This is a genomic window from Pedobacter sp. Leaf132 (assembly GCF_920984695.1).
Lineage (GTDB): Bacteria > Bacteroidota > Bacteroidia > Sphingobacteriales > Sphingobacteriaceae > Pedobacter.
Genome location: NZ_CAKLBO010000001.1, coordinates 608,867 through 635,858, shown reverse-complemented (window position 1 = coordinate 635,858; position 26,992 = coordinate 608,867). Strand labels below are relative to the sequence as shown.

The following is a 26,992-nucleotide window of genomic DNA, read 5'->3' as shown; positions in this document are numbered from 1 at the left end:
AGGCCAAAAAAAAGGCTTCGATGTTGAGTCGAAGCCTTTTGCTTTTTTAGTATTCCCAAAGTCCTTGCTCGTAATCAAGAACAGCTTTTTTAATTCTTTCAGATTCCATCAATCTTTCTCTTGGGTCTGAAATAATATCCCTCAGTTTATTATCACCCGGGTTAGATTCTTTAACAATATAACTGCTAAATAATCTGCGGATAAAAAAATCATCGAAACTCAAGGTTGATGCATCGTTATTGGTATTTATCAATCGTTTGTGAGCGATAATCGGTCTTAACTCATCGTAACTTACCCAAAATACCGGCTGCCAAACTTTAGAAATTTCATTGAATTTTAAAGGCGCTATACCAACAATACGAGGTTCGAAAATTCCGCGTTTTGTATCAAAAATCCAATCCTCTTTAACTCTAAACTTTAAGAATGATTCAGGATTGAAATCATTAACAACAGTAGTTACTGTACCTGTTTTATTGTTAGAAACCTCTGATGTTCCAAGCGCATTTCTTGCAGCAGAATCTGCACTTAAAGGCATATGAAAGGCATCATCTTCGTTTAAAACACTATCAATTGGCGCATAGGCTGTTAATTCTTCTGCCTTGATTGAAGCAATTAAAACATCAATTAATCTAGATTTAGGTGATTTTAAAACTGAATTCACCGTATCTCTTAAATCAATCTCTCTCCAGATACGTTTTGCATAAAAAACATCCTCTTCACGCACATCTGCAAAAGGTACCATTTCCGTACTATCAATATCTTTACGGGCATAGAAACCATCTTTTGGTGGCACCTTAAGTTTCTTTTTAACTGAAACTTTTTTGGTTGAATCTACAGGAGTAACAACATTACTCGTTGATTGCTGCACCGGCGCCTTTTTCTTTAAAGGCGTTTGAGCGTAAACTAAACCTGTTGATAAAACTAAAACCGCAAAGCTTATAATCCTTTTCATCGTTTTATTATTTAACGTTAAATGAAACCGAAGGCAAAATTTTCTGACGGCCATCTGGTCCCTGAGATACAATATCATCAAAGAAAACTTTTGAGCCCGGTGTTATTGCATTCATCGCACTTTTAACAGCACCAGCAAAATTACCGCCGCTACCTGCTATCGTAACCGCTTCAGAGCGTGGTTTAATTACTGTTATTTTATATCTTAAAATTTTAAAAGAAACATCAAATGGGAAATCATCCAAATCTGCTTCAATTTCTGTTTCACTTTTTAATTGTACTGAAGAAACATCTCCACCAATTCTACCACCAACTTTTGCAATTGGAGCAGGAATAGCTTTAACTCTAAATTTTTGAGAGCCTAAGCTTACCGTTTTACCTGCATTTGATGCGGTAACATTTATTGAAACTTCTGAACCAACCAGCGAACCACTTGCAAGTACGTTATACTTACCAGCACCAACTTTACTCATAGATGCACCTGATGCACTAGCATTAACACTTTCTAATGGAAAACCTGCAGCAGATACAGAGAACGGATTCGGAATACCTGCATAAATTACATTCATTTTATCTGATGAAACGCTTGCAGAAGGTTTTGCAACCTGATATGTTTGTTCAGGTGTTTTGTATTCTTTAATCTGACCATCAGTTTGGCGCACACGGATTGTTCCAACCCACTTGAAAACACCTACACTACCAGTACCACCAGTGTAAGTTCCCTTACCTTCTTTTACATTCAGCTTACCGCCACCAACGCTAATATCAGGGTTCGATCTTGAATCGCTTGCAGTTAAAAATACCTCTGCAGTGTAGGGCTGACCTTGAATAACATAAGAAGTTGGCGCAACTGCAACAGCCGCAAACTTATCAATGTTAACAATAGCCTTATCCATATTTCCGAATAACTTTTTTACCACTTCAGCTTCAGCGTTTTTAGTATCTGTTTGAAGTTTAGTTAAAATGGTCATTGCAGCAGTTAATGGCGTACCTTCACCAAAAAGTGTTTCTTCCCAGTTTCCTTTTCTTTTTCTAGCCGGATCTTTAGCCTCTAAAGAAAACGTAACCGAGGCTCTATCCTGTGCATCGAGCAAAGAAATTAATTTCTCGCGGGTTGCATTAATTTTATCCTTAAGTTTTGCGCCTTCTTTTTGATTTATCATGATACTTGGAGAAATATCCTGATTATCTCTGTTGGTTAAATCACCAGTTTCGGGATTTATACCATCGCCGGCAACTGTAAATTTCTTCTTAATACTTTCGATGTAATTGTTCAAATCATCAGCCGCTGCTTTTGCCTGTTTAGCTTTATCATAAATAGGTTGCGCTCTTGCTGGTTCTTCCTTTAATTTTGAATTTTCGAAAGATGAAAAAAGTTGTTCAATACTTGTATTAACATTATTTTTTGAAGTATCTAAACTATCGTTGATGTTTTTGAAGGCATCTAATATTGTGTCTGATACGTTAAGGGCAAGCATAGCCAACAATACCAAATACATGATATTGATCATCCGCTGCCTCGTTGTTTCTTTTCCGCCTGCCATTTCTTATGTAGCTTTTCTAATTAAGTTAAAATTAAAATAATTAAACTCTTGGGCTGTTCATAGCCGAAAGCATGTTACCATAAATGGCATTAAGTGATGATAAGTTCTTAGCCAACTTATTTACTTCTTCTTTAAACTGTTTCGAATCTTCCATCGATTCGTTAAAGTTTTGCATGGTAAGTGATAAGTTTGAATAGAATTTGTTCATCGATTTTAAGTGTGCAGAAGAATCTTGTAACTCTAATTCGTAAACTGCGTTTAAAGCAGATAAGTTTTTAGCTAAGTTGTTAACCTGATCGTGATAAGCCTGAGCATTAACACTATTATCGCCCATAGCTTTTAAATTAGCGGTAGCCTTTTCAAAAGAAACGCTTAAATTATCAAATCCTGCAGAAGCAGTTTTTACTTTACTTGTAAATTCGTTTGTTGCAGTAGAAGCATCAGCTACATTTGAAATAGCCGCTACTTTATCGCCAAATGTGCGTAAACCGTTACCTAAGCTTTCAATTAATTCAGGACCAACCTTTGCATCAGCTAACATTTTATCTAAAGCTGCTGACGTTGGAGCAGAAACTGCTACCGCTTGTGGTCTAGCTGAAGCAACAGGCAACTCTCCTTTAAAATCTTCCCTCAATTCCGGATAAACTCTTTCCCATGCTGGTTCTGGTTCTGGCGGGAAAAATCCGGTTAAAAAGAACAATAAAGCCTCAATACCTAAGCCTGCACCAATCATATAGTTACCCAATATTCCGCCCAGGTGCAATATTTTAAATAATGCTCCGATAATTACAACACTTGCTCCCCATGAAATCGCTACGTGTAACCAACTTGGTTGTTTCTTTGCTGCCATAAAAAATTTCTTAAAATGTTTTTCTTTAGTTTTTAGTTTGTTTGAATTGTTAGTTACGATTTCTTAAATCTGTACCATATAATGATGATACACATCTGAAACCTATGTAAGATCTTTGTTGGTCTTGATATTCATAAGTTGATACCGCATTCTGTAAGAAATAGCCTGTATCTTTCCATGATCCACCTTTAACCACTTTACGTTTTAAATATTTGCTATCTTCTTTTCCGGCAACATAAGTAAAGTTAGGGCTTAAATCATGTAAAAGTGGCGCCGCTGATTTGTTATAAGCGGTTTGTGTCCACTCGGCCACATTACCAGCCATATTATACAAACCGTAATCATTAGGGAAATAAGAACGAACACCGACTGTATAAATACCACCATCGCTAGAGTAATCTCCACGACCAGGTTTAAAGTTAGCCTGTAAGCATCCTTTAGTATTTCTGATGTATGGACCGCCCCATGGATATTTAGTTTTTGTATTACCACCCCTTGCTGCATATTCAAATTCAGATTCTGATGGCAACCTGTAATCTGCTCTTGCATTAGCAGGCATCTTTCTGGCAGAAGCTACGCCTTGGTATAATTGTGTACGCCAATGTGCAAAAGCTTGTGTTTGCTCCCAGCTAACACCTGTAACCGGATAATCGTCATAAGATGGATGGTTAAAATAACCTCTAACCATTGGATCGTTTTGCGAATATGAATAATCTGTTTTCCAAACCATTGTATCCGGATAAACCGCAATGGTATACCTATCAATATAATCCTGACGCTTGCTGTTAGGATCTTTATGTCCAATAGCAGCTTTATCAAAATTTAATATGCCGTAAGCGTATTCAAGTTTGCGAACATCAATTTCCTTTTTACCTGGTAAAGCATCTAAGCCAGAATAGTACATATTATCCAGCTGACTTGCATTAGCAGCATTCGCACCTTTCCCTTTACCGCTCCAAATGCCCGAGCCATTACCGACCTTTTTCCAATCAATATATTTTTCACCGCCCAATGCATTAGCTGCTGCACCTTTTTGAGTCATCATATATTGTTGCGGATAACCCATTGCAACAATAGCAATCGAATCGCGAACCCATTTAGTAAATTGGCGATACTCAGCATTAGAAATTTCAGTTTGATCCATAAAGAAAGCAGGAATGGTAGTCATTCTGCTTGGTCCGGCTTGAGAGAAGGTAATATCCTCATCAGAACCACCAAGTGGTGTATGCCCTGGTGGAATATAAACCATACCTAATGGAATTCTTTGATTCTTAAATTTACGGTTGTAAGAGCCAACAAGCTCACCTTGGCCACCATGACCACAGCTAGCAAGCAATACTGTCACAGCCAATATAGACAGAAGGTAAATTTTCTTCATATTTTTTTATAGTGTAAAAACACAATTAGGAATTGTATCAAAAATCATTTAAATAAATAATAAAAGCAAGAAATTTACACGAAACCTCATTAATATGGGTATAAGAACAGTTTTTCAAACGTCTCAGACCTAATATTTCCGTTACAAACAAGACGTTATCCTGCTATAACTCAAAAAGTTGCGGTTTATTATTACTAATTAAAAAAATATAGGGATTATTTTTTATTTATTCGAAACTTTGATGTAATTCTCAATGGCCATTGTCATTGAAGGTACTCCAGGAGTTGGCGCAGCAATATCAACAACTAAACCCATATCGGTTACAGCTTTGCTCGTATTTACTCCAAACGCGGCAATACGGGTATTGTTCTGTTTAAAGTTGGGAAAATTTTTGAATAGGGATTGAATACTAGATGGGCTAAAAAATGCAATTACGTCATAAAAAACCTCAGCAAGGTCAGATAGGTCGCTCACCACAGTTCTAAATAAAACAGCAGGTGTAAAATCATAACCGCTTTTCTCCAGAAATTTCATCGTATCTTCAGTTGCTACATCAGAACAAGGATACAAAAATTTCTCGTTAGCATGCTTTTTTAAAACTTCTGCTAAATCTGCAGCAGTTTGCTTACCAAAAAAGATTTTACGTTTACGGTATTGGATGTACTTTTGAAGATATAAAGCAATTGTTTCAGATAAGCAGAAATATTTAAGTTCGGCAGGAACATCATAACGCATTTCTTCACAAATTCTGAAAAAATGATCTGCGGCATTCCTGCTTGTGAAAATTACAGCTGTAAAATCCGCAAGGTTAATCTTATCCTTTCTGAAATCTCTTGCAGGCACGCCTTCAACGTGAATAAAGGACCTAAAATCGACTTTTAAATTATGCTTTTTAGCCAAATCATAGTAAGGAGATTTTTCAGTTTCAGGTTTCGGTAGAGTAACTAAAATACTTTTTACTTTACGGATTCTAGAGTCGTTGTTTTCTTGCATTTTCCTTTATTTCTGCTACAGCCCTATCGTTTTAATTAGTATTAAAATAGGACATATTTCGAGGGCGCAAAAGTACAAAAATAAATGCATTTTAGAAAACTTATTATTTGAGAGTATGGTGATACCCGCCCTAAGTAGCTGAAAAGCAAATATAATTACCAGCAGGAGAATGGCAATCCCGATGTATATGGCGCCATATTTCAAAGGCGATAAGGCAAATGCTACAACTAGAGGAATAAACAATAATGAAGCATTAAAATAACTTAAATATAATATAGAAATGTACTCTCCTACTGGTTTCTGCATGTTAAACAGAAAACCTAAGAATCTTAAAATCAAAAGTTTTAAGGCATAAAAAACAATAATTATCAGAGATATAGAGAAGAAAAATTTAAAACCATCCATTGCCTGATACATATTATAATACTGTGCAACGAGAAAGAAAAACATTCCTAAAATGAATCCGAATTGTATAAATAAAAGTAAAAAGGGCCAGGAACTAAATAAGTTATCTTCCTTATTGATGTTGTTTAAAATACGATTACTAAAAAAAGACTGTACTATTGCCGATAGTTGTTTTGAAAAAGCATTCTTCAAAATAGCAAACACAACTAACATGATAAATATAAAACCAAGAAGATAAACATTTCCTTTTGGTATAGATTTACCTAATTGGTATGGATTTTCCTTTTTCTTAAAATCTTTGTATTTAAGTTGCCAGGCACGTAAATCAAGGGTTGGAAACAGATATTCTTTTTGAACGCTATCAATTAAGGCATTTTTATTTATGGCACTATCTGCTAATACCCACGTATGGCGAATGATAGAATCCGTTACAAACTTTTGTTTTGCTAAAGTTGCAGAATCAACTCTATATCTTCTATAACTATATTTAGCTACTGAAACACTATCCTTTACGGGTGAAATTTGCTGTGCAAAGGCAAAATCTGCACAAAAAATTAATGTAAAAAGGATTAGAATGTGTTTAAGCATTTAATAGTAAGAGTTGTTGCTGCAAAAATAGCTGTTTAATCATTGTTTACCTAAAGAAAATAAATGGATTTATTATATGATGTATCTTTGCGCCAATGTCAGGTATATATATTCACATTCCATTCTGCAAAAAGGCTTGCAACTATTGCGATTTTCATTTTAGTACATCGCTAAAGTATGCCGATGAAATGGTTGAAAGTTTATGCAAAGAAATCAAATTTAAAAAAGATAGAATAAACGGACAGGTTGGAAGTATTTATATTGGTGGAGGAACACCTTCTATCCTATCTCAAGCGGCATTGCAAAAAATCTTTGATGCGATAAATCAAACTTATTCTGTTAGCGCTGATGCTGAAATTACTATCGAAACCAACCCTGATGATTTGACAGCTCAAAAGTTAAAGGAACTAAAACAGTTACCTGTAAATCGCTTTAGCGTTGGCGTTCAGTCATTTTTTAATGAGGATTTAGTTTGGATGAACCGGGCACATAACGCAGATGAAGCAGAAAATTGCATCAAAAGAAGTCAGGATGCAGGGTTTGAGAACCTAACATTAGATTTAATTTATGGTTTTCCGCTTTTAACTGATGATAAATGGGAAATAAACATTCAAAAAGCTATAGAGCTGAGTGTCCCTCACGTATCTGCATACGCTTTAACGGTTGAGCCTAGAACAGCCTTAGCGCATGCCATAAAAATGAAACAGCAAAGCCCGGTAAATGACAATCAAAGTGCATCGCAGTTTGTAATACTGATGGAAAAACTGAAAAATGCAGGTTTTGAGCATTATGAAATATCAAATTTTGCAAAACCCCATGCTTATGCCATTCATAATACCAATTATTGGAAAGGTGTAGATTATATTGGAATTGGCCCATCGGCACATGGTTTTGATGGCAGAAACCGATATATGAATCCGGCAAATAATGCTTTATACATAGAGCGCCTTCAAAGCAATAAACTACCAGAGGTTGTTGAAGAATTAAGTTTAAATGATAGATTTAACGAATACATAATGACTTCATTGAGGACAATTTGGGGAACCGACTTGCAAAAAATTGAAACAGATTTTGGTAAAGATTTTCTTGAAGAAACCAAGCATAATTTACGCCGTTTTGAAAATAAAGATTGGCTAAATATTGAAAATAACACCATAAAATTGAGCGAAAACGGAAAGCTTTTTGCTGATTATATTGCATCAGAATTATTTATAATTGAGAATGAGTGAAGTTTGAAGGATTGAATTTTTAATGTATCAATATCCAAATCTATGGATGCTCCAACTCATCACTTATTCATTCTATCAATCAATAATTTATAATTCAATCATTAACTTAAATAAAACCTATGTCTAAAATTGTATGGATTACAGGCGCTTCATCAGGCATTGGCGAAGCTTTAGTTTACGAATATTTTAAAGCCGGCCACAAGCTCATTATTTCTGCCCGAAACCGTGATGAATTATTTAGAGTTAAAGGAAACTGCCAAAATTCTTTTAATGTACATGTTTTACCTTTCGATTTAAGTGAAACCGAAATTTTAGAACAAAAGGCTGAAGATGCCATCAAAATTTTCGGAAAAATTGATCTGCTTATCAACTCCGGAGGTGTTAGTCAGCGGAGTTTGGCTTTAGAAACAAATACAGAAACGGAACAGCAAATTATGGCTACAAATTTTTGGGGTACAGCCGTTTTAAGTAAAAGTGTTGTTAAAAATATGATAGCAAACGGTGGCGGACAAATTGTTGTAGTAAGTAGCTTGGTTGGTAAATTTGGCACCAAATTACGTTCTGCATATTCGGCATCAAAACATGCATTACACGGCTATTTTGATTCTTTACGCTCAGAAGTTTATGATAAAAATATAGACATCACAATTGTTTGCCCCGGATTTATTAAAACAAATGTTTCTGTAAATGCGCTAACGGCAAGCGGCAAAACGCAAGGAACAATGGATGATGCACAAGCGAATGGAATGAGTGCAGAGGATTGTGCAAAAGAAATTGTAAAAGCAGTTTCGGCCAAAAAGGAAGAAGTTAACATTGGTGGTAAAGAAACCAAAGCAGTTTTACTTAAGCGCTTTTTCCCTAAAATATTTTCGAAAAAAGTTAGGGAGGCAAAAGTTACTTAACCCTTTGCAATAGCAACTTAAATATTAGCAAAAACCCGCGTAAAATAAACCGTATTGAGGCGGTATACTTTTTTGCCTTTGATTAAAATAAAAAGTTTCCTGAGCACTTTAATAAATAGTATTTCTAAGTTAAGTGTTGCGGCAAAAAAGATTTAGCGAAAAGGCGGACTAACATTCAAAAATACATCTTCAGTATCTTTCAAAATAAAAATAAAACCCTTCATTATCAATAATTTACATAAAGATTTCTACTTATTAAAATCCAAGCATCGGTATGCTATCGTAAATGGAATCAAATAACAAAAACTTAAAAATTAGAAATAATGAAAAAATTAATTTTATCTGCAATTGCTGTTGTTACAATGGCATTTACAAGTCAGGTTTACGCTCAAAAAAACCCAATGGTTGGTGGTGCAGCAATGTATGCAACTAAAGATATTGTTGATAACGCGGTAAACTCAAAAGACCACACAACTCTAGTTGCAGCGGTTAAAGCAGCAGGCTTGGTAGAAACTTTAAAAAGTGCCGGACCATTCACCGTATTTGCACCAACCAATGCAGCTTTTGATAAATTACCTGCAGGAACAGTTGATAATTTAGTTAAACCAGAAAACAAAGCTACACTTACAAAAATTTTAACTTACCATGTTGTTGCCGGTAAAATGAATAGTAAAGCAATTGCTGCAGCAATTAAAGCTGGTGGTGGTAAAGCAGAGCTTACTACTGTACAAGGCGGTAAACTTTGGGCTTGGATGGAAGGTAAAAAGCTTATTTTGAAAGATGAAAAAGGTGGAATGAGCACCGTAACTATTGCCGATGTTAATCAGAAAAATGGTGTTATCCACGTTGTTGACACTGTTTTGATGCCAAAATAATTCACGTCCTGATACTATAACTTAAACGTTTCTACTTAGGTAGAAGCGTTTTTTTGTGTTTATTAATCAGCATTAATGTTAATTGTCAGCCTTATTTCAGGTTTTTTAATATTTTACTATTGATGATGATTATGTACATAATTTTACTGCTCAATAGAATAATCAGCTGCGCTTAAACATTTGATTATTAAAATAGACAACAATGAATCCCAACATTTTAAAAATTCAGCAAAATATTGAGCCGTTAAGGCAGCAAATTATTAACCATAAAGTTTACAGCGAAATTAGTGAATTAGAAGATTTGCAAGTTTTTATGGAACACCATATTTACGCCGTATGGGATTTTATGTCGTTACTTAAATCGCTACAAATAAATTTAACCTGTACAACACTACCTTGGTTTCCGGTTGGCGATGCTGTTTCACGCCAGTTGATAAACGAGATTGTTGCAGGCGAAGAAAGCGATGTTGATGCAAATGGAAACATAAAAAGCCACTTTGAAATGTATATAGATGCGATGGAGCAGTGCGGTGCAAATATAAAATCGATAAAAAACTTCTTAACTTCTTTACAAAACGGGAGAGATTTTGATATGGCTTTTGAACTTGCACAGGTGCCAGCTGCAGCAAGAAATTTTGTGAAGGCAACTTTTGAAACCATTAACAACAATAAAGCACATTTGCAGGCGGCAAGTTTTACTTTTGGCAGAGAGGATTTAATACCAAATATGTTTTTTAGTATGGTTAACGATTTAAATAGTACAAAGCCAGAGCATGTTTCTACTTTTAAATATTACCTGGAGCGACATATTGAAGTAGATGGCGACCACCATAGCCACTTAGCATTATCTATGACGGAGAAACTTTGCGAGCAAAACGAAACTTTTTGGGCAGAAGCAGAACAAACTGCAAAACTGGCACTGCAAAGTCGTATTGATTTGTGGGATGCAGCATACAATGAAATAATTAAACAGAAAGTTGTGGCGTAACAATTAATTATTAAAAAATTGTTAAGATAGAAATAAGTGATTTTCGTCACAAATGAAGGTTCGTAACAAAATTATTAAATAAAATTCACACATTTGTTATTCGGTATAAACAGCCGATTTTAAGCCCATGAGTTTCATTTTAAAACCTGTAGATATTGTTGAGAATATCACACCAGAGGAATTTAAGAAGAATTATCTGAAAACTAAACGTCCTTTGGTAATTAGAGGCCTTACTAAAGATTGGCCCGCAAGAGAAAAATGGACAACTGAATATTTAAAGGAAATTGGGGGTGATTTAGAAGTGCCATTGTATGATAATTCTAAAGCCGATCCATCAAAACCTATCAATGCCGCCACGGCACACATGAAATTTGGCGATTACTTGGATTTGATAAAACGCGAACCTACAGAACTTCGCATTTTCTTTTTCAACTTGTTTAAAAAAGTACCAAGCTTAATTAACGATATAAAAATACCCAAAGATTTAATGGGAGGATTTATAGAAAGTATGCCTGCGATGTTTTTTGGTGGTTCAAACTCGGTAACGTTTTTACATTACGATATTGATTTACCTCATATTTTCCATACCCATTTTGGTGGTAGAAAACACATTATCCTTTTTGATTATAAATGGAAAGATAGATTATACTGCCTGCCAAATGCAACTTATGCCTTAGAAGATTACAAGGTAGATAATCCGGATTTTGAGAAATTCCCGGCTTTAAAAGGTGTAGAAGGCTACGAAGTATTTTTAGAGCATGGTGATACTTTATTTATGCCAACCGGTATGTGGCACTGGATGAAATATGTTGATGGCTCTTTCTCATTAAGCCTTCGTGCCTGGGATCAATCTATCTCTCGTAAAGTTGCAAGTGTGTGGAGTTTGTTTAGACATGGCGCCGTAGATAGCTTGATTAAAATGGCTTTTAAAGAGAAATATGCACATTGGAGAGAGAAAAAAGCTGTGGTTATTGCAGAAAATGCATTAGCAAAAGGAAAACCATAAAATAAAATACAATTTAAACCGTTTAATCGGTTTGGGGAAAGCAATTTCAGCGGGGCAGTCGATTATTCGATTGCCCCGTTTTTTTATTTTGGAAATTTTAACATTACGTGAGTTTGCTGTCATGATATTAAGTCGAATTGGTGCAATTCATAAACTTTTTTATCTTCGATAGATGGAAAACGAAATACTGACTGAAAAACAAAAAATGCTTGCCGGTAAAGCTTACCAAGCCGGTGGAACTGAATTAGCTCAAGAAAGATTAAAAGCCAGAGAAATTGTTCACGAGTTTAACAACCTGGCGCCAAAATTTATAAAGCAAAGAAAAGAGTTACTAAAGCGGTTATTTGGCAAAACAGAAAAAATGTTTTACGTAGAGCCACCATTTCGCTGCGATTATGGTTACAATATCGAAATTGGCGATAACTTTTATGCAAACTTTAACCTGGTGGTTTTAGATTGCGCTAAAGTTAGTATTGGCAATAGCGTTTTTATTGCTCCAAACGTTGCCATTTACACAGCCGGGCACCCTATACATGCACACTTACGCGATCAGGAATATGAATGGGCACAAGAAGTAACCATAGGCAACAGCGTTTGGATTGGTGGAAACGTGGTGATAAATCCTGGTGTTACCATTGGCTCGAACGTGGTTATCGGCTCAGGAAGTATTGTTACCCGTGATATACCCGATAATGTTTTCGCTGCCGGAAATCCTTGCCGCGTTATTCGCCATTTAACAGATGCTGATAAAGATTACTACTACAAAGATTTTAAATTAGGTGAATAAAGCTGTTTTAGATTAGCCCTGAGGGATGCAAAGTTTCAGAAGAATTGCAGAAGGTTGTTATTTAAACCTTATTGAAACGGCATCCTTTGAGCGTAGCGAAAAGATATAGTGTAAAGAAGGGCTGAAATTGCCAAAAGTGACAACATTGCTTTTCTAAAAAAATAGGCTATCTTCAAATATGGCTTTGAAAAACAATCAGCAATTTAAAACCGGTTTATACGCAGCTGTTGTGGTTTTTTTAGCTTATACCATGATTTTTGGTTTTCGGAAATCGTTTACGGTTGCAACTTTTGATGGTTTAACCATTGCGGGTTACGGCTACAAAACCGTGTTGGTTATTACGCAAATGCTTGGTTATTTGCTGGCCAAATTTTATGGCATAAAGTTTATTTCAGAATTAAAAAGAACCGGACGCGGCAAAATTATTATTGTGTTAACCGGTATCTCGTGGTTAAGCTGGCTGTTTTTTGCCATTACGCCAATTCCATACAACGTAATTTTTCTTTTTGTAAACGGTTTTCCGTTAGGTATGCTTTGGGGCGTTGTATTTTCTTATGTTGAGGGTAGGCGAAGTACCGATTTTATAGGCGCAACCTTAGCCGTGAGTTTTATTTTTGCATCTGGTTTTGTAAAATCTGTTGGCTTGTGGCTAAGCTTAAGCTTTAATATTTCTGAATTTTTGATACCCTTTTACACGGGTTTGGTTTTTGCGATGCCGCTAATGTTCTTTATCTATCTGATGGAAAAAATTCCACCACCTGATGCTGAAGACATAAAACACAGGGCAGAACGCATTCCAATGACCAGCGCCGATAGAAAGTTATTTATTAAAGATTTTTTCTGGGGATTACTGGCCTGCGTAATTATTTATTGTTTCGCTACCATTTTTAGAGATATCAGAGATAATTTCAGCGCCGAAATGTGGAAAGAGATGGGCTTTTTTAATCAGCCTTCCATATTCGCCAAAACTGAAACACCAATAACATTAATTGTTTTGATATTAATTGGCAGCATGGTGCTGATTAAAAACAACTTTAAGGCTTTACAGTTGGCGCATTACTTTATTTTAATTGGGTTTTTATTCGCTGGTACTTTTAGTTTACTTTTTAAAGCCCAAATGTTGCCGCCAATTTGGTGGATGACACTAACCGGATTGGGGCTTTACATGGTTTACATACCTTTTAATGCGGTATTTTTTGATAGATTGATTTCTACTTTTAAGTACACCAGCAACGTAGGATTTTTAATTTACATTGCCGATTCTTTCGGTTACGTAGGCAGTATAGGTGTTTTATTCAGCAAAGAAATTCTGAAAGTAAAATTAAACTGGGTAACGTTTTTCTCCAATAGCGTAATTATTTTATCGGTAATTGGAATTTTACTTACTATTTTTTCGCTTCAATACTTTAAATCGAAGTTTAAAAAAATCAAGGCAGTTGCTTAGCTCGAGTGGTCTACAAAAATTTTCCACTCTCCATTAAGCTTTTTAAAAAGTAGCGTAAAATAACCTTGAGGTTCATCTTTTTCTCGTTTCAAATACCAGCTACCTAAAACAAATGCCACATCTTTATTTAAAAAATCTACTTTTTTAATGCCAAAAGTTAACTGGCCCATCCCTTCTTTGCCTTGATAAGTTTTTCGGTAATTATCTAAAGTTTTTTGCCAGCCATAAGTTGATCCGCTGCTACCAACAAAAAGCAGGCTATCACTTTTTACATAACCCTGCATAAAAGTTTCAAGGTCGCCTTTGTTCCAGGCCAATCGTTGGGTTTCTAAAACTTTTAAAATGGCCGTTTTGTCTTTTGGCGTTTGCGCCTGGGCAAACAAAGAAATTGATAACAGGAAGAGAATGATTCGAATACGCATGATTGTAAATTAAAAAATAAATATGCGTTTTATTTCATTTAAAAGCTATAGAAATTTGTTTCTTTATACAAAGTAATATCTATGAGCAAAACAGTAACATCTATTGGTGAAATTTTATGGGATGTTTTCCCGGAAAGAAGAAATGCAGGTGGTTCTTCGATGAATGTAGCTTTAAATTTGCATAAACAAGGCATTGAAAGCAAATTTATAAGTGCCATCGGTAAAGATCAACTTGGGGAAGAACTAATAAATTTTTTAAGTAATCAGCACTTTCCAACAGATTTAATTCAAACCAGTAATTTGCCAACCAGTACCGTAGAAGTTAAACTTGATGAAACGCAACAAGCCACTTATAATATTGTAAAACCAGTGGCCTGGGATGCCATTCAACTTACCTTTGATGTATTGAACGCAGTGCAAAATGCTGATGCTTTTGTTTACTGTAGCTTAACCTGCCGGGATGAAACATCAAGAAAAACGGTACTTTCATTGCTGGAGGTTGCTAAAACAAAAATATTCGATATTAACCTGCGGGCACCATTTTTTGAAAAGGAACTGATTGGACAATTATTAACCAAAGCAGATATTTTAAAAATAAACGAAGAGGAAATTGTTTGGGTAAAAGAAGCTTTTGGCTTAACAGGCAATTCAAACGAACAGCTACTGAAACAGCTGGCATCTACTTTTAGCATCGAAATTATTTGCCTTACGCTTGGCGATAAAGGCGCATGCGTTTTAAAAGATGGTAAATTATTTAAGCATGCCGGCTACAAAGTTAAGGTGGCAGATACAGTTGGTGCAGGCGATGCATTTTTAGCAACTTTTGTAGCGTGTTACCTGCAAGCCTACCCAATGGAAACAATTTTAGATAATGCTTGTAAAGTTGGTGCTTTCGTGGCATCGCAGCCTGGTGCAAACCCAGAGTACAATAAAAAGATTTACCACATGGCTTTAGGTTAGCCACAGATTTTTTGCCACAAAACTCAGTCTAATACAGAAAGTAAAACCGAACCAATTTGCAATCTCCATTATTACTGTATTCTGATTTAATACGCTGGGTTTTGCGTTAGGGATTGCCTGCCTTCGGTAGGCAGGAAAGGTTTAGTACCGATTTTTCATCGGTACCGCAGCGAAGCGAAGCCCTGGAAAGCCCGACCCTTTCCCGGTTTTTCATCGGCATTGGGGAACGTCCTTATTATTTTGAATTTTCTCCATAACCAATTTCTGCTATGACTCATAACTAAATTATGACACCACGCTTAAATTAATACACGTTGAAACTTTTACCTTTAGTAATCTGTTACTAAAAGCACATGAGAGGTTTCCGTTTTTCTGATTATAAGCCTGGCGAAACGCCAAAAGGTGGGTTTGAGGAGTTGCTTAAATTATTTAGCGAATTGCTAAATTATACTGCCGGTGATGCCGCTGAGGCACTAAGCTGGCTAAATGAACTTGATAAACAATATAAATTAACAAACAATGATTACGGCATCGGGAATTTTATCGATGACCTGAAAGATAAGGGTTATTTAACTGAGGATAATCAATCTGGTGAATTTAAAATTACAGCCAAAACCGAACAAACCATTCGAAAATCTGCTTTAGATGAGATTTTTGGAAAACTTAAAAAGTCTGGTCGCGGTAACCACAATAGCAACCAAAGCGGCATAGGCGAGGAAAAAAATGCTGATAGAAGAGAGTATAATTTTGGCGACAGTTTAGACCAGATTGATATGACGGCTTCTATCCAAAATGCACAAATTAATCATGGTATTGGCGATTTCACTTTAACAGACAGAGATTTAGAAGTTGAAGAAAAGGATTTTAAAACGCTAACATCTACCGTGTTGATGATTGATATCTCGCATTCGATGATTTTGTATGGCGAAGATAGAATTACACCTGCAAAAAAAGTGGCTATGGCTTTAGCCGAGCTGATTAAAACCAAATACCCAAAAGATACTTTGGATATTGTTGTTTTTGGTAATGATGCCTGGCCAATAACCGTTAAAGATTTGCCCTATCTGCAAGTTGGCCCGTACCATACCAATACCTTTGCAGGTTTAGAACTGGCAACAGATTTACTTCGCCGGCGAAAAACGCACAACAAACAAATTTTCATGATTACAGACGGAAAACCAACCTGTTTAAAAGAAAATGGTAAATATTACAAAAATAGTATGGGTTTGGATAGAAAGGTAATTAACAAAACCTTGAATATGGCCGCTCAATGCAAGCGTTTAAAAATCCCAATTACAACCTTTATGATTGCAAAAGACCCTTATCTGCAACAATTTGTTCGTCAGTTTACCGAAATAAACGGCGGCAGGGCTTTTTATAGTTCACTTAACGGATTAGGTGAATACATTTTTGAAGATTATATTAAAAACAGAAGGAAAACGGTTAAATAAGTTAAAGGTTGAAAGTTAAAGGGTTTAAATGTCTAACCTTTTAACACATAGCCCATAACACGCAACACAATTATATGCAAAACACAACTTTAGGCCAGTTAAAGGCAACAAATTATAAATCAAGAAGCGTTAAAGAAGAACTCAGAGAAAATCTGATTAAAGTTCTGAAAGATAAAAAAACTGAATTTGAAGGCATTATCGGTTATGATGAAACCGTAATCCCCGAATTGCAAACGGCCATACTATCTCGCCACAATATTTTACTTTTAGGTTTACGCGGACAAGCAAAAACGCGTATTGCCCGTTTAATGGTAAATTTATTAGATGAGTATGTACCTTATGTTGCAGGAAGCGAAATTTTCGATGATCCGTTGAATCCAATTTCGTGGTATGCAAAAAATGAAATTGCAACCAAAGGTGATGAAACCGAAATTGCGTGGCTGCACAGAAGCGAAAGATATACTGAAAAATTGGCTACGCCAGATGTAACCGTTGCCGATTTAATTGGGGATGTTGACCCGATAAAAGCCGCTACCTTGAAGTTAACGTATAACGATGAGCGAGTTATCCATTTCGGATTAATTCCACGTGCACACCGAAGCATTTTTGTTATTAATGAATTGCCAGATTTGCAAGCCCGTATTCAGGTTGCTTTGTTTAACATGTTGCAAGAAAAGGATATTCAAATCCGTGGATTTAAGCTACGCTTACCATTGGATATTCAATTCGTTTTTACGGCAAACCCAGAAGATTACACCAACCGTGGCAGCATTGTAACGCCATTGAAAGATAGAATTGAAAGTCAGATTTTAACGCATTACCCAAAAAGCATCGAGGTTTCTCGTAAAATTACTTTTCAGGAAGCTAAGCTTACAAAAGAGCAAAAAGAAAATATTGAAGCAGATGGTTTACTTAAAGATTTAGTAGAACAGATTGCTTTCGAGGCTCGTAAAAGTGAATATATCGATCAAAAATCTGGTGTTTCTGCAAGGCTAACCATTTCGGCTTACGAGAATTTAATCAGCACTGCTGAACGTAGAATGTTAATCTCTGGAGAGAAAAACACTTTTGTTCGTTTATCAGATTTAGCTGGAATTATCCCGGCAATAACCGGTAAGATAGAATTAGTTTACGAGGGCGAATTGGAAGGTCCGGCACATGTGGCTACCACATTGATTGGAAAGGCAGTAAAAACCATGTTTGCCCGCTATTTTCCAGATCCGGAAAAAGCCAAGAAAACAAAAACAGGCAACCCATATACCGAAATTACTGAATGGTTTACCGATGGAAACAACGTTGATTTAACTGATGTTTTAAGCAACAATCAATACAAAAAAGCTTTGATGTTGGTACCCGGACTTTATGACTTAGTTAAAAAATTCCATATAAAATTAAGTGAAAACCAGACATTACTTTTAATGGAATTTGTATTGCATGGTTTGGCAGAATATTCGCAGTTAAGCAAAAACTTTCTTAACGGAGGTTTTGGGTTCTCAGATATGTTCGGCAGTTTATTCAACGCTGAATTTGACGAGGAAGAAGACGAAGACGATTTCAGATAATAATTAATTATGCATTGTTAGCTTTGAAAAATATTTCTTTAATGGGGAGAGATTTTTCAAAGCTTTTTAATTTAACCCGATAACCCAACATGGGCAGATTACCTTTTATAATTGCAGCTTGCATTCTAATTACAGTTTTTGATATTTACTGCTACCGGGCAATTGTTGCGGTTTTCAAAAATTGGAAACCATCAACTAAAAAAATATTTGGAATTTTATATTGGAGCTTTAGCATTTTATTAATTGCCGGCGTTTTCGCTGGAATATACCTTAATTTATTTTTAACACTGAGAGCAGTTATTTTAGTTGCTTTCTTTTTAACCGTAGCCTGTAAATTGGCTATGCTTCCTTTTTTAATTTTTGATGATGTTAGAAGATTATTCATCAAAATATTCCCTAAGAAACAAATAATTGCAGACCAGCCTATCAGCGAGGCTGAGCCTATTTCACGTTCAGAATTTTTAGTAAAAGCTGGTCTGGTCGCGGCTGCAGTTCCACTAACATCATTAAGCTGGGGCATTATTTCTGGCGCTTATGATTATCAGGTAAGAAGGGTAAACTTAATCTTACCCAATCTTCCAAAAGCATTTGATGGTATAACGATGGCACAAATTTCAGACATTCACTCTGGCAGTTTTTATAATAAAACAGCAGTTAAAGGTGGTGTAGAAATGTTATTAGCCGAAAAGCCAGATTTTGTTTTTTTTACCGGAGATTTGGTTAACAACTTAACCAATGAGGTTAAAGAATATCAAGATATTTTCGCAAAAGTTAAAGCGCCTTTAGGTGTTTACTCAACGCTTGGTAATCATGATTATGGCGACTATTATTTCGGTAAAGAATCATCACCGGCCAAAGTAAAAAACCTGAAAGATATTATTGATGTCCACAAAATAATGGGTTACGATTTATTGATGAACGAAAATCGTCGCTTAAAAGTAGATGGTGAAGAAATTGGGATTTTAGGCATAGAAAACTGGGGAATGGGTCGTTTTCCTAAATATGGTAAGATGGAACTTGCTGTAGAAAATACAGATGATTTACCGGTTAAACTTCTGCTAAGTCACGATCCGTCTCATTGGCGTGGCGAAGTTTTACAAAAATATCCTCAAATAGATGCAATGTTTAGCGGGCACACCCATGGAATGCAATTTGGTGTTCGCTTAAAAGAATATCAATGGAGCCCGGTTCAATATATTTATAAAGAATGGGCAGGTTTATATCGCGAGCAACAACAACAGCTTTATGTTAATGTTGGTTATGGCTTTTTAGGTTATCCGGGCAGAGTTGGCGTTTTGCCAGAGATTACGCTTTTCACGCTAAAAAGAGCTTAAAGAAGATTAGAAATTCCTGTAGTTGTAAGGCACGAAGCAATCTAAAAGAAGAGAGATTGCTTCATGCTTTGCAATGATGAAAGGAGAAACCTACCCTGCATTAAAGCGATAGCCAACACCACGCACTGTTTGCAACAACTGCGGATTATCAGGATTTAATTCTATTTTCTTACGTAAACGTACGATATGCATATCAAGTGTACGTGTATTTACGTCGGAGTTGTAACCCCAAACTACAAGCATTAACTCATCTCTGTTTATTACCTTACCAGGATTGCGTAAAAAGTAAAGCAAAATACGATTCTCTAAAATGGTAAGCTCTATCTTTTTTCCATCTCTAAATAAAGTATGGATATTTGGATGATGCTCCATGCTGCCAAAACGATGAATTTCTGCCGAATCTTTATTAACGATGAATTTAACTTTGCTTTCCAGCATGGCAACCAAAACATCCATATTAAAAGGCTTCGTAATGTAATCTGATGCACCAAAATTATAAGCATCAATCTTATCTACATCCTGCGCTTTGGCGGTCATCATAATAATGAGATTTTCAAAACCTTGCTTACGCACCGATTCACAAACTTCAGCACCTTGTTTACCAGGCATCATCCAATCTAATAAAACAATATCAGGTTGGTCTGCTAAAATCATGCGTTCACCAGCTTCGCCATCGTTTGCTTCAAGAACGTTATAGCCTTCGGCCTTTAAGCGATGTGCCACAAGAAAACGAAGGTTTTCATCATCCTCTACAATTAATATTTTTACTTCTTTAGACATTTATGTGTGTTTAGGGTTGTAATATTAAAGTGTTGAAAGGTTAAATTTTGTAAACGCAAATTAATCATTCTAACATTACAATATTTCAATTTTTAAATCTATTTAGCGCATTAAAAATAAGCAAATTTTAAGGGGCATGCTAAGCATTACAGCTTTAAAAACATATTAAGTATTATAAGGCAGTACAATTTTAAATTCGGTACCAATGCCAACCTTGCTTTTAACAGTAATTTCGCCAAGCATAAAGTTAACCAGTTCTTTGCAAAATGCCAAACCTAAGCCAACGCTTCCCATTTGGTTATATTCGTTTTGAATACGGAAAAACTTTTTAAATATATTATTTAATTCTGATGATGGAATGCCGATACCTTTATCTGCAAAACGAAATACCAAAACACCTTTAATCAGCTTTGCGCTAATATGCAATTTCTTGTTATCCGGTTTAGAATATTTGTAGGCATTTTCTGCTAAATTATCGAATAAACTACCCAATAAAACCGGATCGGTTATAAATGTTCTAAAGCCTACAATTTCATACGTAATATCAAAATCAGGATGTTTTAGCGTATGAGATTCAATCGTACTCTCTATAAAATCCTTTATATTAACTTCCTCCTGGTTAAGTTTAATGGCTTTGTTTTCAATTTGCGTAAAAGCAAGCAATTTATTCATCAAACCATTTAATTTATCAGCCTCTTCATCTAAAATTTTGCCGTAAAGATGCTGCTCTTTCTGGCTTAATGATGTTGCACTTTTAATGTTGTTACCAGCAATTTTAATTACGCTAACAGGCGTTTTAAATTCATGGGTAAGGTTGTTTACAAAATCGTATTGCAGTTTAAACATTTTACTGTTGATGTTTAAGTTTCTATATATTAAAAACGCAACAAGTAACAATACGCCATAAACCAAAAGCAAAACCAGGGCAATTGGTAAAAAGTAAATAAAAATTTCTTTTTTAATATATGATTTTGAGGATGTGAAATAGAGCTTAAAATCTGAGAAAGCACCCGGCAATGCAATTTCTGTGTTAATATTTTCGTCTGAGTTATCTATCGGATCATAAGTTAATGGCTCTACTTTAATGCTTTGATATAAAAGTGGACGCGTATTAATCACTTTTATTTTGTAAGGATTCAATTGAAAAACCAACATATCTTGTTGATAAATTGGTGCCGGATCTAGCTTACGCTGAAGCATGGCCTTATACATTTTTAAATCTTCCTGCCGAGGAATGTTTAGGTAAGTTATTTTGTTAGATAAAACAACAGAAAAATTGGTAAACAGCTCTTCCTGAGAGGGCACCGATGCGGTATCCAGCTGATCGATAAAACGTACAAGCTTTAAAGCCATTCCATTAAAATCATCATTAACTTTAAAAGAACGGGTATCTTCTTCAGAAAACAACTTAATCGAATCGGGCTTAACACTTTTTCCGAATTGAAAAATAGATTTTGGTCCGATGGAGAAATGCCCGGCGTTCATGCCATCCTTTACAGGCGTATTTTTAACCTCCGAATCGTAAAAAGTAACTTTAGAAACAAAAGGATATTTTACGGTTATCGTATCTACAAATTTGGATGCGGTTGCAGAATCTAAAAAGCCATTGTAGTACGAAACTTCAGGAATTTTATTCTGAAAAAACTCATTGTATGGTTGTATACTCTGCTCTAAAACATTAACCTTCTCTGATACGAATTCATTCTCGATAGATTTTTTACTGTAATTAAAAGCTAAAAAAAGCGAAAGGATGAATAAAATTGAGATGAGCACGATGAAAGTGACACTCAATGAGAAATTTTTACGATAACCACTTTTCTTTTCCAAGGACATAACCTACTTCTTAATCAGGTTTACCTGTAAAAATTCTTCTAAAGATTTATATAATGCCGTTCTGCCTTGCTGCCTTAAAACCGGATTAGGCCCCTCCTCTTTCTCGATATACGTTACAGATACATTACGTTTTTTAAGCTCTTTTACAAACTGAACACCTTGCGCAACGTTTACTCGTGGGTCTTTAGGGTTTTGTGCAATAAACACAGGCGCTTTAAATCTATCAGCATGAAAAACAGGCGAAGCGAAACGAATGTAATCGGTATCAGTTTCAGGGTTTCCAAATATTTCGTAATACATCTGCAAATTCGACTTAAGGAATGGCGGTATTGTAGTTAAGTAGCTAAATAAACTAATTACGCCAGAGTTAGCACCTCCGCAACTATAAATATCAGGATTTTTATACAAACAATTTAATGCAATAAATCCGCCTAAACCATTACCATAAATGGCAATTTTTTTAGGGTTAGCAATTTTTTGGTCAATAAGCCACCTCACCCCATCATTTACATCATCCTGAATTTTATCGCTCCATTGTTTAAAACCGGCGGCGTAAAATGATTTGCCATAACCAGCCGAGCCGCGATAGTTAACCTGTAAAACAGCATAACCTCTGTTTGCAAAAAACTGAACATCGGCATTATAACCCCAGGTATTTCTGCCTCCGGGTCCGTTGTGTGGTAAAACCACTACAGGTAAATTTGTTGGTTTTTTGTTTTTCGGTAAAGTTAGGTAGCCATTTATGGTTAAGCCATCTTTAGTTTTATAGTTAATTGGCTTCATCTCACTCATTTCCTCCTCTTTAATTGAAGGGTTAATATCAGCCAGTTTCTTAATTTTATTCTGATTAACTACATACAAATAATATGAACCCGGATTTCTATCCGTATAAGTTCTAACCACAAAAACATTATCATTTTTATCTTTATCCATAATGCGCCATTCTGCACCCGGTAGAAGCTGGTCAATTTTCGAGTAGGTAGTTTTGGTGCTGTCGTCTAAGTAATACTTTTCCTTCTTCCACGATTCACAGGTAACGAACATCATTTTCTTCTTCGCTTTGGAGTATTTCGCATCAATAACGTTCAAAGTATCATTACCAAATAAAACCTGTTTCTCTTTACCGGTTTTTAAATCCAAAACTACCAAAGCATTTTTATCTCTATTTACATTAGAAATGGCATAAAGCACATCGGCTTCACTCTCAGAAAAGGCAACAGGTTGTAACGTAGTTTGAAAATTATTGGATGTTACGGCTTTAAATGGTTGGCGCTCATTCTCGCGATATAAAAGCGTTTCGTTTACACCATCACTTGCTACAGCAATTTTTAAGATGCCCTTATTATCTGTTACCCATTCGGTGATGTTGCCAGGGTTTTTCGCCGCAATTTCCATGTTACCCGTACGAACATTTAAACGGTAAACATCAAAAACGGTAGAATCGCGTTTGTTAGAAGCTACAATAATATATTTATCATCAATAAGTTGATCTTCTATTACGCGAAGGCGGTTTTTCTCGTTCGAGCTCAGTTGCTTTTGCTTGCTGCCATCTTTACTTACTACAAATAAATCTGATTTTCGCTCTTTAGATTCATCCTCGGTATAATAAATCAACTCGTTATTACTGGTCCAAAAATAAAAACTGATGCTTTTTTCTTTTAGATGCGTTAGCTGTTTTACCGTTCCGGCTTCAATGTCTTCTACAAAAAGATCTAATTTTTTATCCTGAAGTTTAAGATAAGAAAGGCTTTTGCCATCGGGCGATACATGATAATAAGCTTTATCCTGCGTTCTGAAAAAATTATCTACAGGAATAGTATCCTCTTTTTTGGTGCCTTTGCAGGCCCAAATAAAAGCTACTAAAACCAATAAAATAATTCTTTTCACCATAATCTTCTTCGTTTGGGACGACAAAAATATAATAACCTGATAGCTAAAAGGTATTTTACAGTAAGAATGTTACTAACATTTAAAACACCCGATCGATTCCAATTTAGTATTTAAAATAAATAGTCAAAATAAAATACAAGTAACATTTAAAATACGTTTTATCAGTTGATTGAGTTTAAAGAATTAGGTATTAAAATGTTACATTTAAAACGAATATTTTAAGAATGAAGTCTATTATCCTAAGTTTTTTATTATTGATTAGCATCGCATCAAATGCTCAGAACTTTCGCCCTGGAAGACAGATTGCAAATGACGATGCATCGCTTGCCATCCAATATTATCAGGATGGTGAATATGAAAAAGCTGCCGTTTTGCTGGAGAAAATATTTGCAAGCCCTAATAATGAAGGCTACTTTGACATCTATTTTAATGTTCTATTGAAACTTAAAAAATATGATTTAGCAGAGAAAACGGTAAAAAAGCAAATCAAACAATCTGCAGATAATGAAATGTATACTGTGGCCCTGGGTAAACTGCAACAAGAGAAAGGTGATGCATCTGCAGCCAATAAAATTTTCTCAGAGGTGATTAGTAAGCTCCCTAAAGATGAATTTAGGATAAGAATGTTAGCCAACAACTTTTATCGCTTCGAAAATTACGATTATGCCATACAAACTTTTAAACATGGTAGAAAAATTTTAAATGATGAAAAGGCATTTGCTTTTGAATTATTAAATATTTATCGTTTTAAAAAGGATAAGCCAATGCTGATGCAGGAATATTTAGACATTTTACCAACTGCACCGCAAATGCTTCCTCAGGCGGAAGCCGTTTTATCAATGATTTTTGAAGATAAAGCAGATTATCAAACCTTTCAAACCGGAATTTTAAAAAAGATTCAGAAAGCTCCTGATGAAGAAATTTACATTCAGCTATTAACCTGGAATTACATTCAGCAGCAAGAATACGATATGGCCTTGCGCCAGCTTATTGCTTATGATAAACGCACAAAGGCAGATGGAACAACCTTATTTAATGCAGTTTACACCTTTGTTGATAATGGAGCATACGAAGCAGCGATAAAGGCCTACGAATATTTGATAACGAAAGGCAAAGAAAATCAATACTATTTGCCAGCCAAAATAGAACTGTTAAACACTAAATATAACATTCAAACCAAAGGGAAATTTAAGGTGGCAGATTTAGACATTTTAGCAAAAGATTATCAGGTTTTGTTAGATGAAAACGGCAAAAACAAAAACACTTTATTTGCGATTAAAAAGTGGTCGAATTTGCAGGCATATTATTTAAATCAGCCCAAAAAAGCAGAACTCGCTTTAGAAGAAGCGTTGAAATTGCCTGGTTTAAGTCCGCAGGAAAGTGGGCAGCTTAAATTAGATTTAGGAGATATTTACATTTTAACCAAACAACCATGGGAAGCGTTTTTAGTTTATGAACAGGTAAGTAAACAATTTGAGGGGCAGCCCATTGGTAATGAAGCCCGTTTCAGAAGTGCGAAACTTTCTTTTTACCAGGGTAATTTTGAATACAGCATGGGGCAATGTATGGTGTTAAAAGCTGCAACAAGCCAACTAATTGCCAACGATGCTTTAAATTTAAGTCTTTTAATATCTGATAACATTCAAACACCTGGCGATAGCAGTGCTTTAAAAATGTATGCTGATGCAGAAATGTTGGTTTTTAGAAACTTACCGGAGCAATCCATAAAAAAGCTAGACAGTATCTCAATCGCATTTCCTCAAAATACACTTGCCGATGCGATATTGATGAGTAAAGCCAAAATATTTATTAAAGCCGAACAATATGAAAACGCTGTGGCAATGTTAAAGAAAGTTGATGAAAATTATAAGGATGGAATCTGGACTGACGATGCGCTTTTTACACTTGCAGATTTGTACGAGAAAAAATTGAATGATTTGGTGCAGGCAAAAATATATTTCCAAAAATTGATAACCGATTATTCGGGTAGTATGTTTACCGCAGAAGCACGTAAAAGGTTTAGAAATTTACGCGGCGACGGCGTTTAGTTTTCGGCACCCTTGTTTTCTCTCTCCTCTTTTCCATAGCGTTTTTGCATTTCTAAGGCTAATCCGGTTTCGATAATAAATGCATAGAGCGCACAATTAAATACCAAGCCAAAAAAGTATAAGAAAGTGTTTGAACTAAAAAATTTCCACAAAAATGTATGGGTTGGAAATTGAAAAAAGGAATACAAATCTGCCAAAGAACTTAACAGAAAATTTGGTGCAAAAACATGCCTATCTTCCGATACAAATGCAAAAAAGCAAATTGTAGTTAAAATTGCAATAATAATAAATGCTTTAAAGCATCTATATGGACGGAAGAATTTCATTTAGGGGGTGATTATGATTCCAAAACACTAAGTTCTAAAAATTTCTCACTTATTAAAAAAATAATAACATTTACATTTTGTGGCGCTCTAATCAATTTCAGTTTGTTAGCCAAGCTAATTAATTATATTTGTGCCATGCTTTTATATAATGTAACCCTAATATTAGAAGAAACTGCCGCCGAAGATTGGTTTAATTGGATGACAGAAATCCATATTCCAGCGGTTATGGCTACTGGTATGTTTGCATCTCACCGCCTTTTAAAAGTTGTAGATTCTCCGAATGAAGGTGTTACCTATTGCGCACAATACGTAGCTGATAGCCAGGAAAATTACAACGAATATCAGGAAAAGTATGCCCCGGCACTACAAGAAGATTTAAATGCAAAGTTTAAAAATCGCTTCGTGGCTTACAGAACTTTAATGGAATTTGTAGGCTAACGCTTTTT

The 26,992-nt window shown here is 35.4% G+C and carries 24 protein-coding genes; 13 read left to right on the top strand and 11 right to left on the bottom strand.

What is annotated here, in order from left to right:
* Positions 1-46: 46 nt before the first annotated feature.
* From gldN to LUA86_RS02720, 6 genes are all read right to left on the bottom strand, one after another.
* Entirely contained in the window at positions 47-952 is a 906-nt protein-coding gene (gldN, locus tag LUA86_RS02745; protein ID WP_231459024.1) for a gliding motility protein GldN, read from the bottom strand.
* Positions 953-959: 7 nt separating this feature from the next.
* Complete coding sequence (gene gldM / locus LUA86_RS02740) at positions 960-2,495, bottom strand: gliding motility protein GldM (RefSeq protein WP_231459023.1); 1,536 nt, start codon at positions 2,493-2,495, stop codon at positions 960-962.
* Positions 2,496-2,535: 40 nt separating this feature from the next.
* Positions 2,536-3,345 (bottom strand): gliding motility protein GldL, encoded by an 810-nt coding sequence (gene gldL, locus LUA86_RS02735; RefSeq protein ID WP_231459022.1) that lies wholly within the window; start codon positions 3,343-3,345, stop codon positions 2,536-2,538.
* Between the two features lie 49 nt (positions 3,346-3,394).
* Positions 3,395-4,723 carry an SUMF1/EgtB/PvdO family nonheme iron enzyme gene (locus tag LUA86_RS02730; protein WP_231459021.1) on the bottom strand — a complete coding sequence of 443 codons (1,329 nt, stop codon included), beginning with the start codon at positions 4,721-4,723 and terminating at the stop codon, positions 3,395-3,397.
* A 222-nt stretch (positions 4,724-4,945) separates the two neighbouring features.
* Positions 4,946-5,716, bottom strand: a complete 771-nt coding sequence (locus tag LUA86_RS02725; protein ID WP_231459020.1) for a uroporphyrinogen-III synthase — start codon at positions 5,714-5,716, stop codon at positions 4,946-4,948.
* A gap of 15 nt (positions 5,717-5,731) precedes the next feature.
* Positions 5,732-6,709, bottom strand: coding sequence for a DUF4271 domain-containing protein (locus LUA86_RS02720; RefSeq protein WP_231459019.1), 978 nt, complete (start codon positions 6,707-6,709; stop codon positions 5,732-5,734).
* Between the two features lie 95 nt (positions 6,710-6,804).
* Between LUA86_RS02720 and hemW the strand changes: the two genes are divergently transcribed.
* From hemW to LUA86_RS02685, 7 genes are all read left to right on the top strand, one after another.
* Positions 6,805-7,938 carry a radical SAM family heme chaperone HemW gene (gene hemW / locus LUA86_RS02715; protein WP_231459018.1) on the top strand — a complete coding sequence of 378 codons (1,134 nt, stop codon included), beginning with the start codon at positions 6,805-6,807 and terminating at the stop codon, positions 7,936-7,938.
* Positions 7,939-8,057: 119 nt separating this feature from the next.
* Positions 8,058-8,840 (top strand): SDR family oxidoreductase, encoded by a 783-nt coding sequence (locus tag LUA86_RS02710; RefSeq protein ID WP_231459017.1) that lies wholly within the window; start codon positions 8,058-8,060, stop codon positions 8,838-8,840.
* Between the two features lie 323 nt (positions 8,841-9,163).
* Positions 9,164-9,715, top strand: a complete 552-nt coding sequence (locus tag LUA86_RS02705) for a fasciclin domain-containing protein (protein WP_231459016.1) — start codon at positions 9,164-9,166, stop codon at positions 9,713-9,715.
* 202 nt (positions 9,716-9,917) lie between these two features.
* Positions 9,918-10,703: a DUF3050 domain-containing protein gene (locus LUA86_RS02700; RefSeq protein ID WP_231459015.1), complete on the top strand. Its 786-nt coding sequence runs from the start codon at positions 9,918-9,920 to the stop codon at positions 10,701-10,703.
* Between the two features lie 127 nt (positions 10,704-10,830).
* A complete protein-coding gene (locus tag LUA86_RS02695) occupies positions 10,831-11,709 on the top strand; it encodes a cupin-like domain-containing protein (RefSeq protein WP_231459014.1) in 879 nt (292 codons plus the stop codon).
* A 172-nt stretch (positions 11,710-11,881) separates the two neighbouring features.
* Positions 11,882-12,496, top strand: a complete 615-nt coding sequence (locus LUA86_RS02690; RefSeq protein WP_231459013.1) for a sugar O-acetyltransferase — start codon at positions 11,882-11,884, stop codon at positions 12,494-12,496.
* A 178-nt stretch (positions 12,497-12,674) separates the two neighbouring features.
* Entirely contained in the window at positions 12,675-13,940 is a 1,266-nt protein-coding gene (locus LUA86_RS02685) for a DUF5690 family protein (protein WP_231459012.1), read from the top strand.
* Here the strand turns inward: LUA86_RS02685 and LUA86_RS02680 are convergent.
* Entirely contained in the window at positions 13,937-14,362 is a 426-nt protein-coding gene (locus tag LUA86_RS02680) for a DUF4440 domain-containing protein (RefSeq protein WP_231459011.1), read from the bottom strand. The genes LUA86_RS02685 and LUA86_RS02680 overlap by 4 nt on opposite strands.
* Before the next feature lie 81 nt (positions 14,363-14,443).
* Here LUA86_RS02680 and LUA86_RS02675 point away from each other — a divergent pair, with 81 nt between their 5' ends.
* From LUA86_RS02675 to LUA86_RS02660, 4 genes are all read left to right on the top strand, one after another.
* On the top strand, positions 14,444-15,322 hold the full coding sequence (locus tag LUA86_RS02675) for a carbohydrate kinase (RefSeq protein ID WP_231459010.1): 879 nt from the start codon (positions 14,444-14,446) through the stop codon (positions 15,320-15,322).
* A gap of 353 nt (positions 15,323-15,675) precedes the next feature.
* On the top strand, positions 15,676-16,773 hold the full coding sequence (locus LUA86_RS02670; RefSeq protein ID WP_231459009.1) for a VWA domain-containing protein: 1,098 nt from the start codon (positions 15,676-15,678) through the stop codon (positions 16,771-16,773).
* A 74-nt stretch (positions 16,774-16,847) separates the two neighbouring features.
* Positions 16,848-18,335, top strand: a complete 1,488-nt coding sequence (locus tag LUA86_RS02665) for a sigma 54-interacting transcriptional regulator (RefSeq protein ID WP_231459008.1) — start codon at positions 16,848-16,850, stop codon at positions 18,333-18,335.
* Positions 18,336-18,424: 89 nt separating this feature from the next.
* Positions 18,425-19,669 carry a metallophosphoesterase gene (locus LUA86_RS02660; protein ID WP_231459007.1) on the top strand — a complete coding sequence of 415 codons (1,245 nt, stop codon included), beginning with the start codon at positions 18,425-18,427 and terminating at the stop codon, positions 19,667-19,669.
* Positions 19,670-19,759: 90 nt separating this feature from the next.
* Here the strand turns inward: LUA86_RS02660 and LUA86_RS02655 are convergent, their stop codons facing one another.
* The 3 genes from LUA86_RS02655 to LUA86_RS02645 all read right to left on the bottom strand — a co-directional run bounded on the left by LUA86_RS02655 (position 19,760) and on the right by LUA86_RS02645 (position 24,172).
* Entirely contained in the window at positions 19,760-20,449 is a 690-nt protein-coding gene (locus LUA86_RS02655) for a response regulator transcription factor (RefSeq protein ID WP_231459006.1), read from the bottom strand.
* A 165-nt stretch (positions 20,450-20,614) separates the two neighbouring features.
* Complete coding sequence (locus LUA86_RS02650; protein ID WP_231459005.1) at positions 20,615-22,282, bottom strand: sensor histidine kinase KdpD; 1,668 nt, start codon at positions 22,280-22,282, stop codon at positions 20,615-20,617.
* A 3-nt stretch (positions 22,283-22,285) separates the two neighbouring features.
* Positions 22,286-24,172 (bottom strand): prolyl oligopeptidase family serine peptidase, encoded by a 1,887-nt coding sequence (locus LUA86_RS02645; RefSeq protein WP_231459004.1) that lies wholly within the window; start codon positions 24,170-24,172, stop codon positions 22,286-22,288.
* A gap of 224 nt (positions 24,173-24,396) precedes the next feature.
* Here LUA86_RS02645 and LUA86_RS02640 point away from each other — a divergent pair, with 224 nt between their 5' ends.
* Positions 24,397-26,220, top strand: coding sequence for a tetratricopeptide repeat protein (locus LUA86_RS02640; RefSeq protein ID WP_231459003.1), 1,824 nt, complete (start codon positions 24,397-24,399; stop codon positions 26,218-26,220).
* Here the strand turns inward: LUA86_RS02640 and LUA86_RS02635 are convergent.
* Positions 26,217-26,546, bottom strand: a complete 330-nt coding sequence (locus LUA86_RS02635) for a hypothetical protein (RefSeq protein ID WP_231459002.1) — start codon at positions 26,544-26,546, stop codon at positions 26,217-26,219. The two genes, LUA86_RS02640 and LUA86_RS02635, sit on opposite strands and share 4 nt — an antisense overlap.
* Positions 26,547-26,681: 135 nt before the next feature.
* On the opposite strand from LUA86_RS02635, the gene LUA86_RS02630 reads away from it, so the two are divergent.
* Positions 26,682-26,984 (top strand): DUF4286 family protein, encoded by a 303-nt coding sequence (locus LUA86_RS02630; RefSeq protein WP_231459001.1) that lies wholly within the window; start codon positions 26,682-26,684, stop codon positions 26,982-26,984.
* Positions 26,985-26,992 lie beyond the last annotated feature (8 nt).

What these genes read in the sequence shown, in the direction of transcription:
- gldN (WP_231459024.1), bottom strand. Translation starts at nt 952, where the DNA reads ATGAAAAGGATTATAAGCTTTGCGGTTTTAGTTTTATCAACAGGTTTA.
- gldM (WP_231459023.1), bottom strand. Translation starts at nt 2,495, where the DNA reads ATGGCAGGCGGAAAAGAAACAACGAGGCAGCGGATGATCAATATCATG.
- gldL (WP_231459022.1), bottom strand. Translation starts at nt 3,345, where the DNA reads ATGGCAGCAAAGAAACAACCAAGTTGGTTACACGTAGCGATTTCATGG.
- LUA86_RS02730 (WP_231459021.1), bottom strand. Translation starts at nt 4,723, where the DNA reads ATGAAGAAAATTTACCTTCTGTCTATATTGGCTGTGACAGTATTGCTT.
- LUA86_RS02725 (WP_231459020.1), bottom strand. Translation starts at nt 5,716, where the DNA reads ATGCAAGAAAACAACGACTCTAGAATCCGTAAAGTAAAAAGTATTTTA.
- LUA86_RS02720 (WP_231459019.1), bottom strand. Translation starts at nt 6,709, where the DNA reads ATGCTTAAACACATTCTAATCCTTTTTACATTAATTTTTTGTGCAGAT.
- hemW (WP_231459018.1), top strand. Translation starts at nt 6,805, where the DNA reads ATGTCAGGTATATATATTCACATTCCATTCTGCAAAAAGGCTTGCAAC.
- LUA86_RS02710 (WP_231459017.1), top strand. Translation starts at nt 8,058, where the DNA reads ATGTCTAAAATTGTATGGATTACAGGCGCTTCATCAGGCATTGGCGAA.
- LUA86_RS02705 (WP_231459016.1), top strand. Translation starts at nt 9,164, where the DNA reads ATGAAAAAATTAATTTTATCTGCAATTGCTGTTGTTACAATGGCATTT.
- LUA86_RS02700 (WP_231459015.1), top strand. Translation starts at nt 9,918, where the DNA reads ATGAATCCCAACATTTTAAAAATTCAGCAAAATATTGAGCCGTTAAGG.
- LUA86_RS02695 (WP_231459014.1), top strand. Translation starts at nt 10,831, where the DNA reads ATGAGTTTCATTTTAAAACCTGTAGATATTGTTGAGAATATCACACCA.
- LUA86_RS02690 (WP_231459013.1), top strand. Translation starts at nt 11,882, where the DNA reads ATGGAAAACGAAATACTGACTGAAAAACAAAAAATGCTTGCCGGTAAA.
- LUA86_RS02685 (WP_231459012.1), top strand. Translation starts at nt 12,675, where the DNA reads ATGGCTTTGAAAAACAATCAGCAATTTAAAACCGGTTTATACGCAGCT.
- LUA86_RS02680 (WP_231459011.1), bottom strand. Translation starts at nt 14,362, where the DNA reads ATGCGTATTCGAATCATTCTCTTCCTGTTATCAATTTCTTTGTTTGCC.
- LUA86_RS02675 (WP_231459010.1), top strand. Translation starts at nt 14,444, where the DNA reads ATGAGCAAAACAGTAACATCTATTGGTGAAATTTTATGGGATGTTTTC.
- LUA86_RS02670 (WP_231459009.1), top strand. Translation starts at nt 15,676, where the DNA reads ATGAGAGGTTTCCGTTTTTCTGATTATAAGCCTGGCGAAACGCCAAAA.
- LUA86_RS02665 (WP_231459008.1), top strand. Translation starts at nt 16,848, where the DNA reads ATGCAAAACACAACTTTAGGCCAGTTAAAGGCAACAAATTATAAATCA.
- LUA86_RS02660 (WP_231459007.1), top strand. Translation starts at nt 18,425, where the DNA reads ATGGGCAGATTACCTTTTATAATTGCAGCTTGCATTCTAATTACAGTT.
- LUA86_RS02655 (WP_231459006.1), bottom strand. Translation starts at nt 20,449, where the DNA reads ATGTCTAAAGAAGTAAAAATATTAATTGTAGAGGATGATGAAAACCTT.
- LUA86_RS02650 (WP_231459005.1), bottom strand. Translation starts at nt 22,282, where the DNA reads ATGTCCTTGGAAAAGAAAAGTGGTTATCGTAAAAATTTCTCATTGAGT.
- LUA86_RS02645 (WP_231459004.1), bottom strand. Translation starts at nt 24,172, where the DNA reads ATGGTGAAAAGAATTATTTTATTGGTTTTAGTAGCTTTTATTTGGGCC.
- LUA86_RS02640 (WP_231459003.1), top strand. Translation starts at nt 24,397, where the DNA reads ATGAAGTCTATTATCCTAAGTTTTTTATTATTGATTAGCATCGCATCA.
- LUA86_RS02635 (WP_231459002.1), bottom strand. Translation starts at nt 26,546, where the DNA reads ATGAAATTCTTCCGTCCATATAGATGCTTTAAAGCATTTATTATTATT.
- LUA86_RS02630 (WP_231459001.1), top strand. Translation starts at nt 26,682, where the DNA reads ATGCTTTTATATAATGTAACCCTAATATTAGAAGAAACTGCCGCCGAA.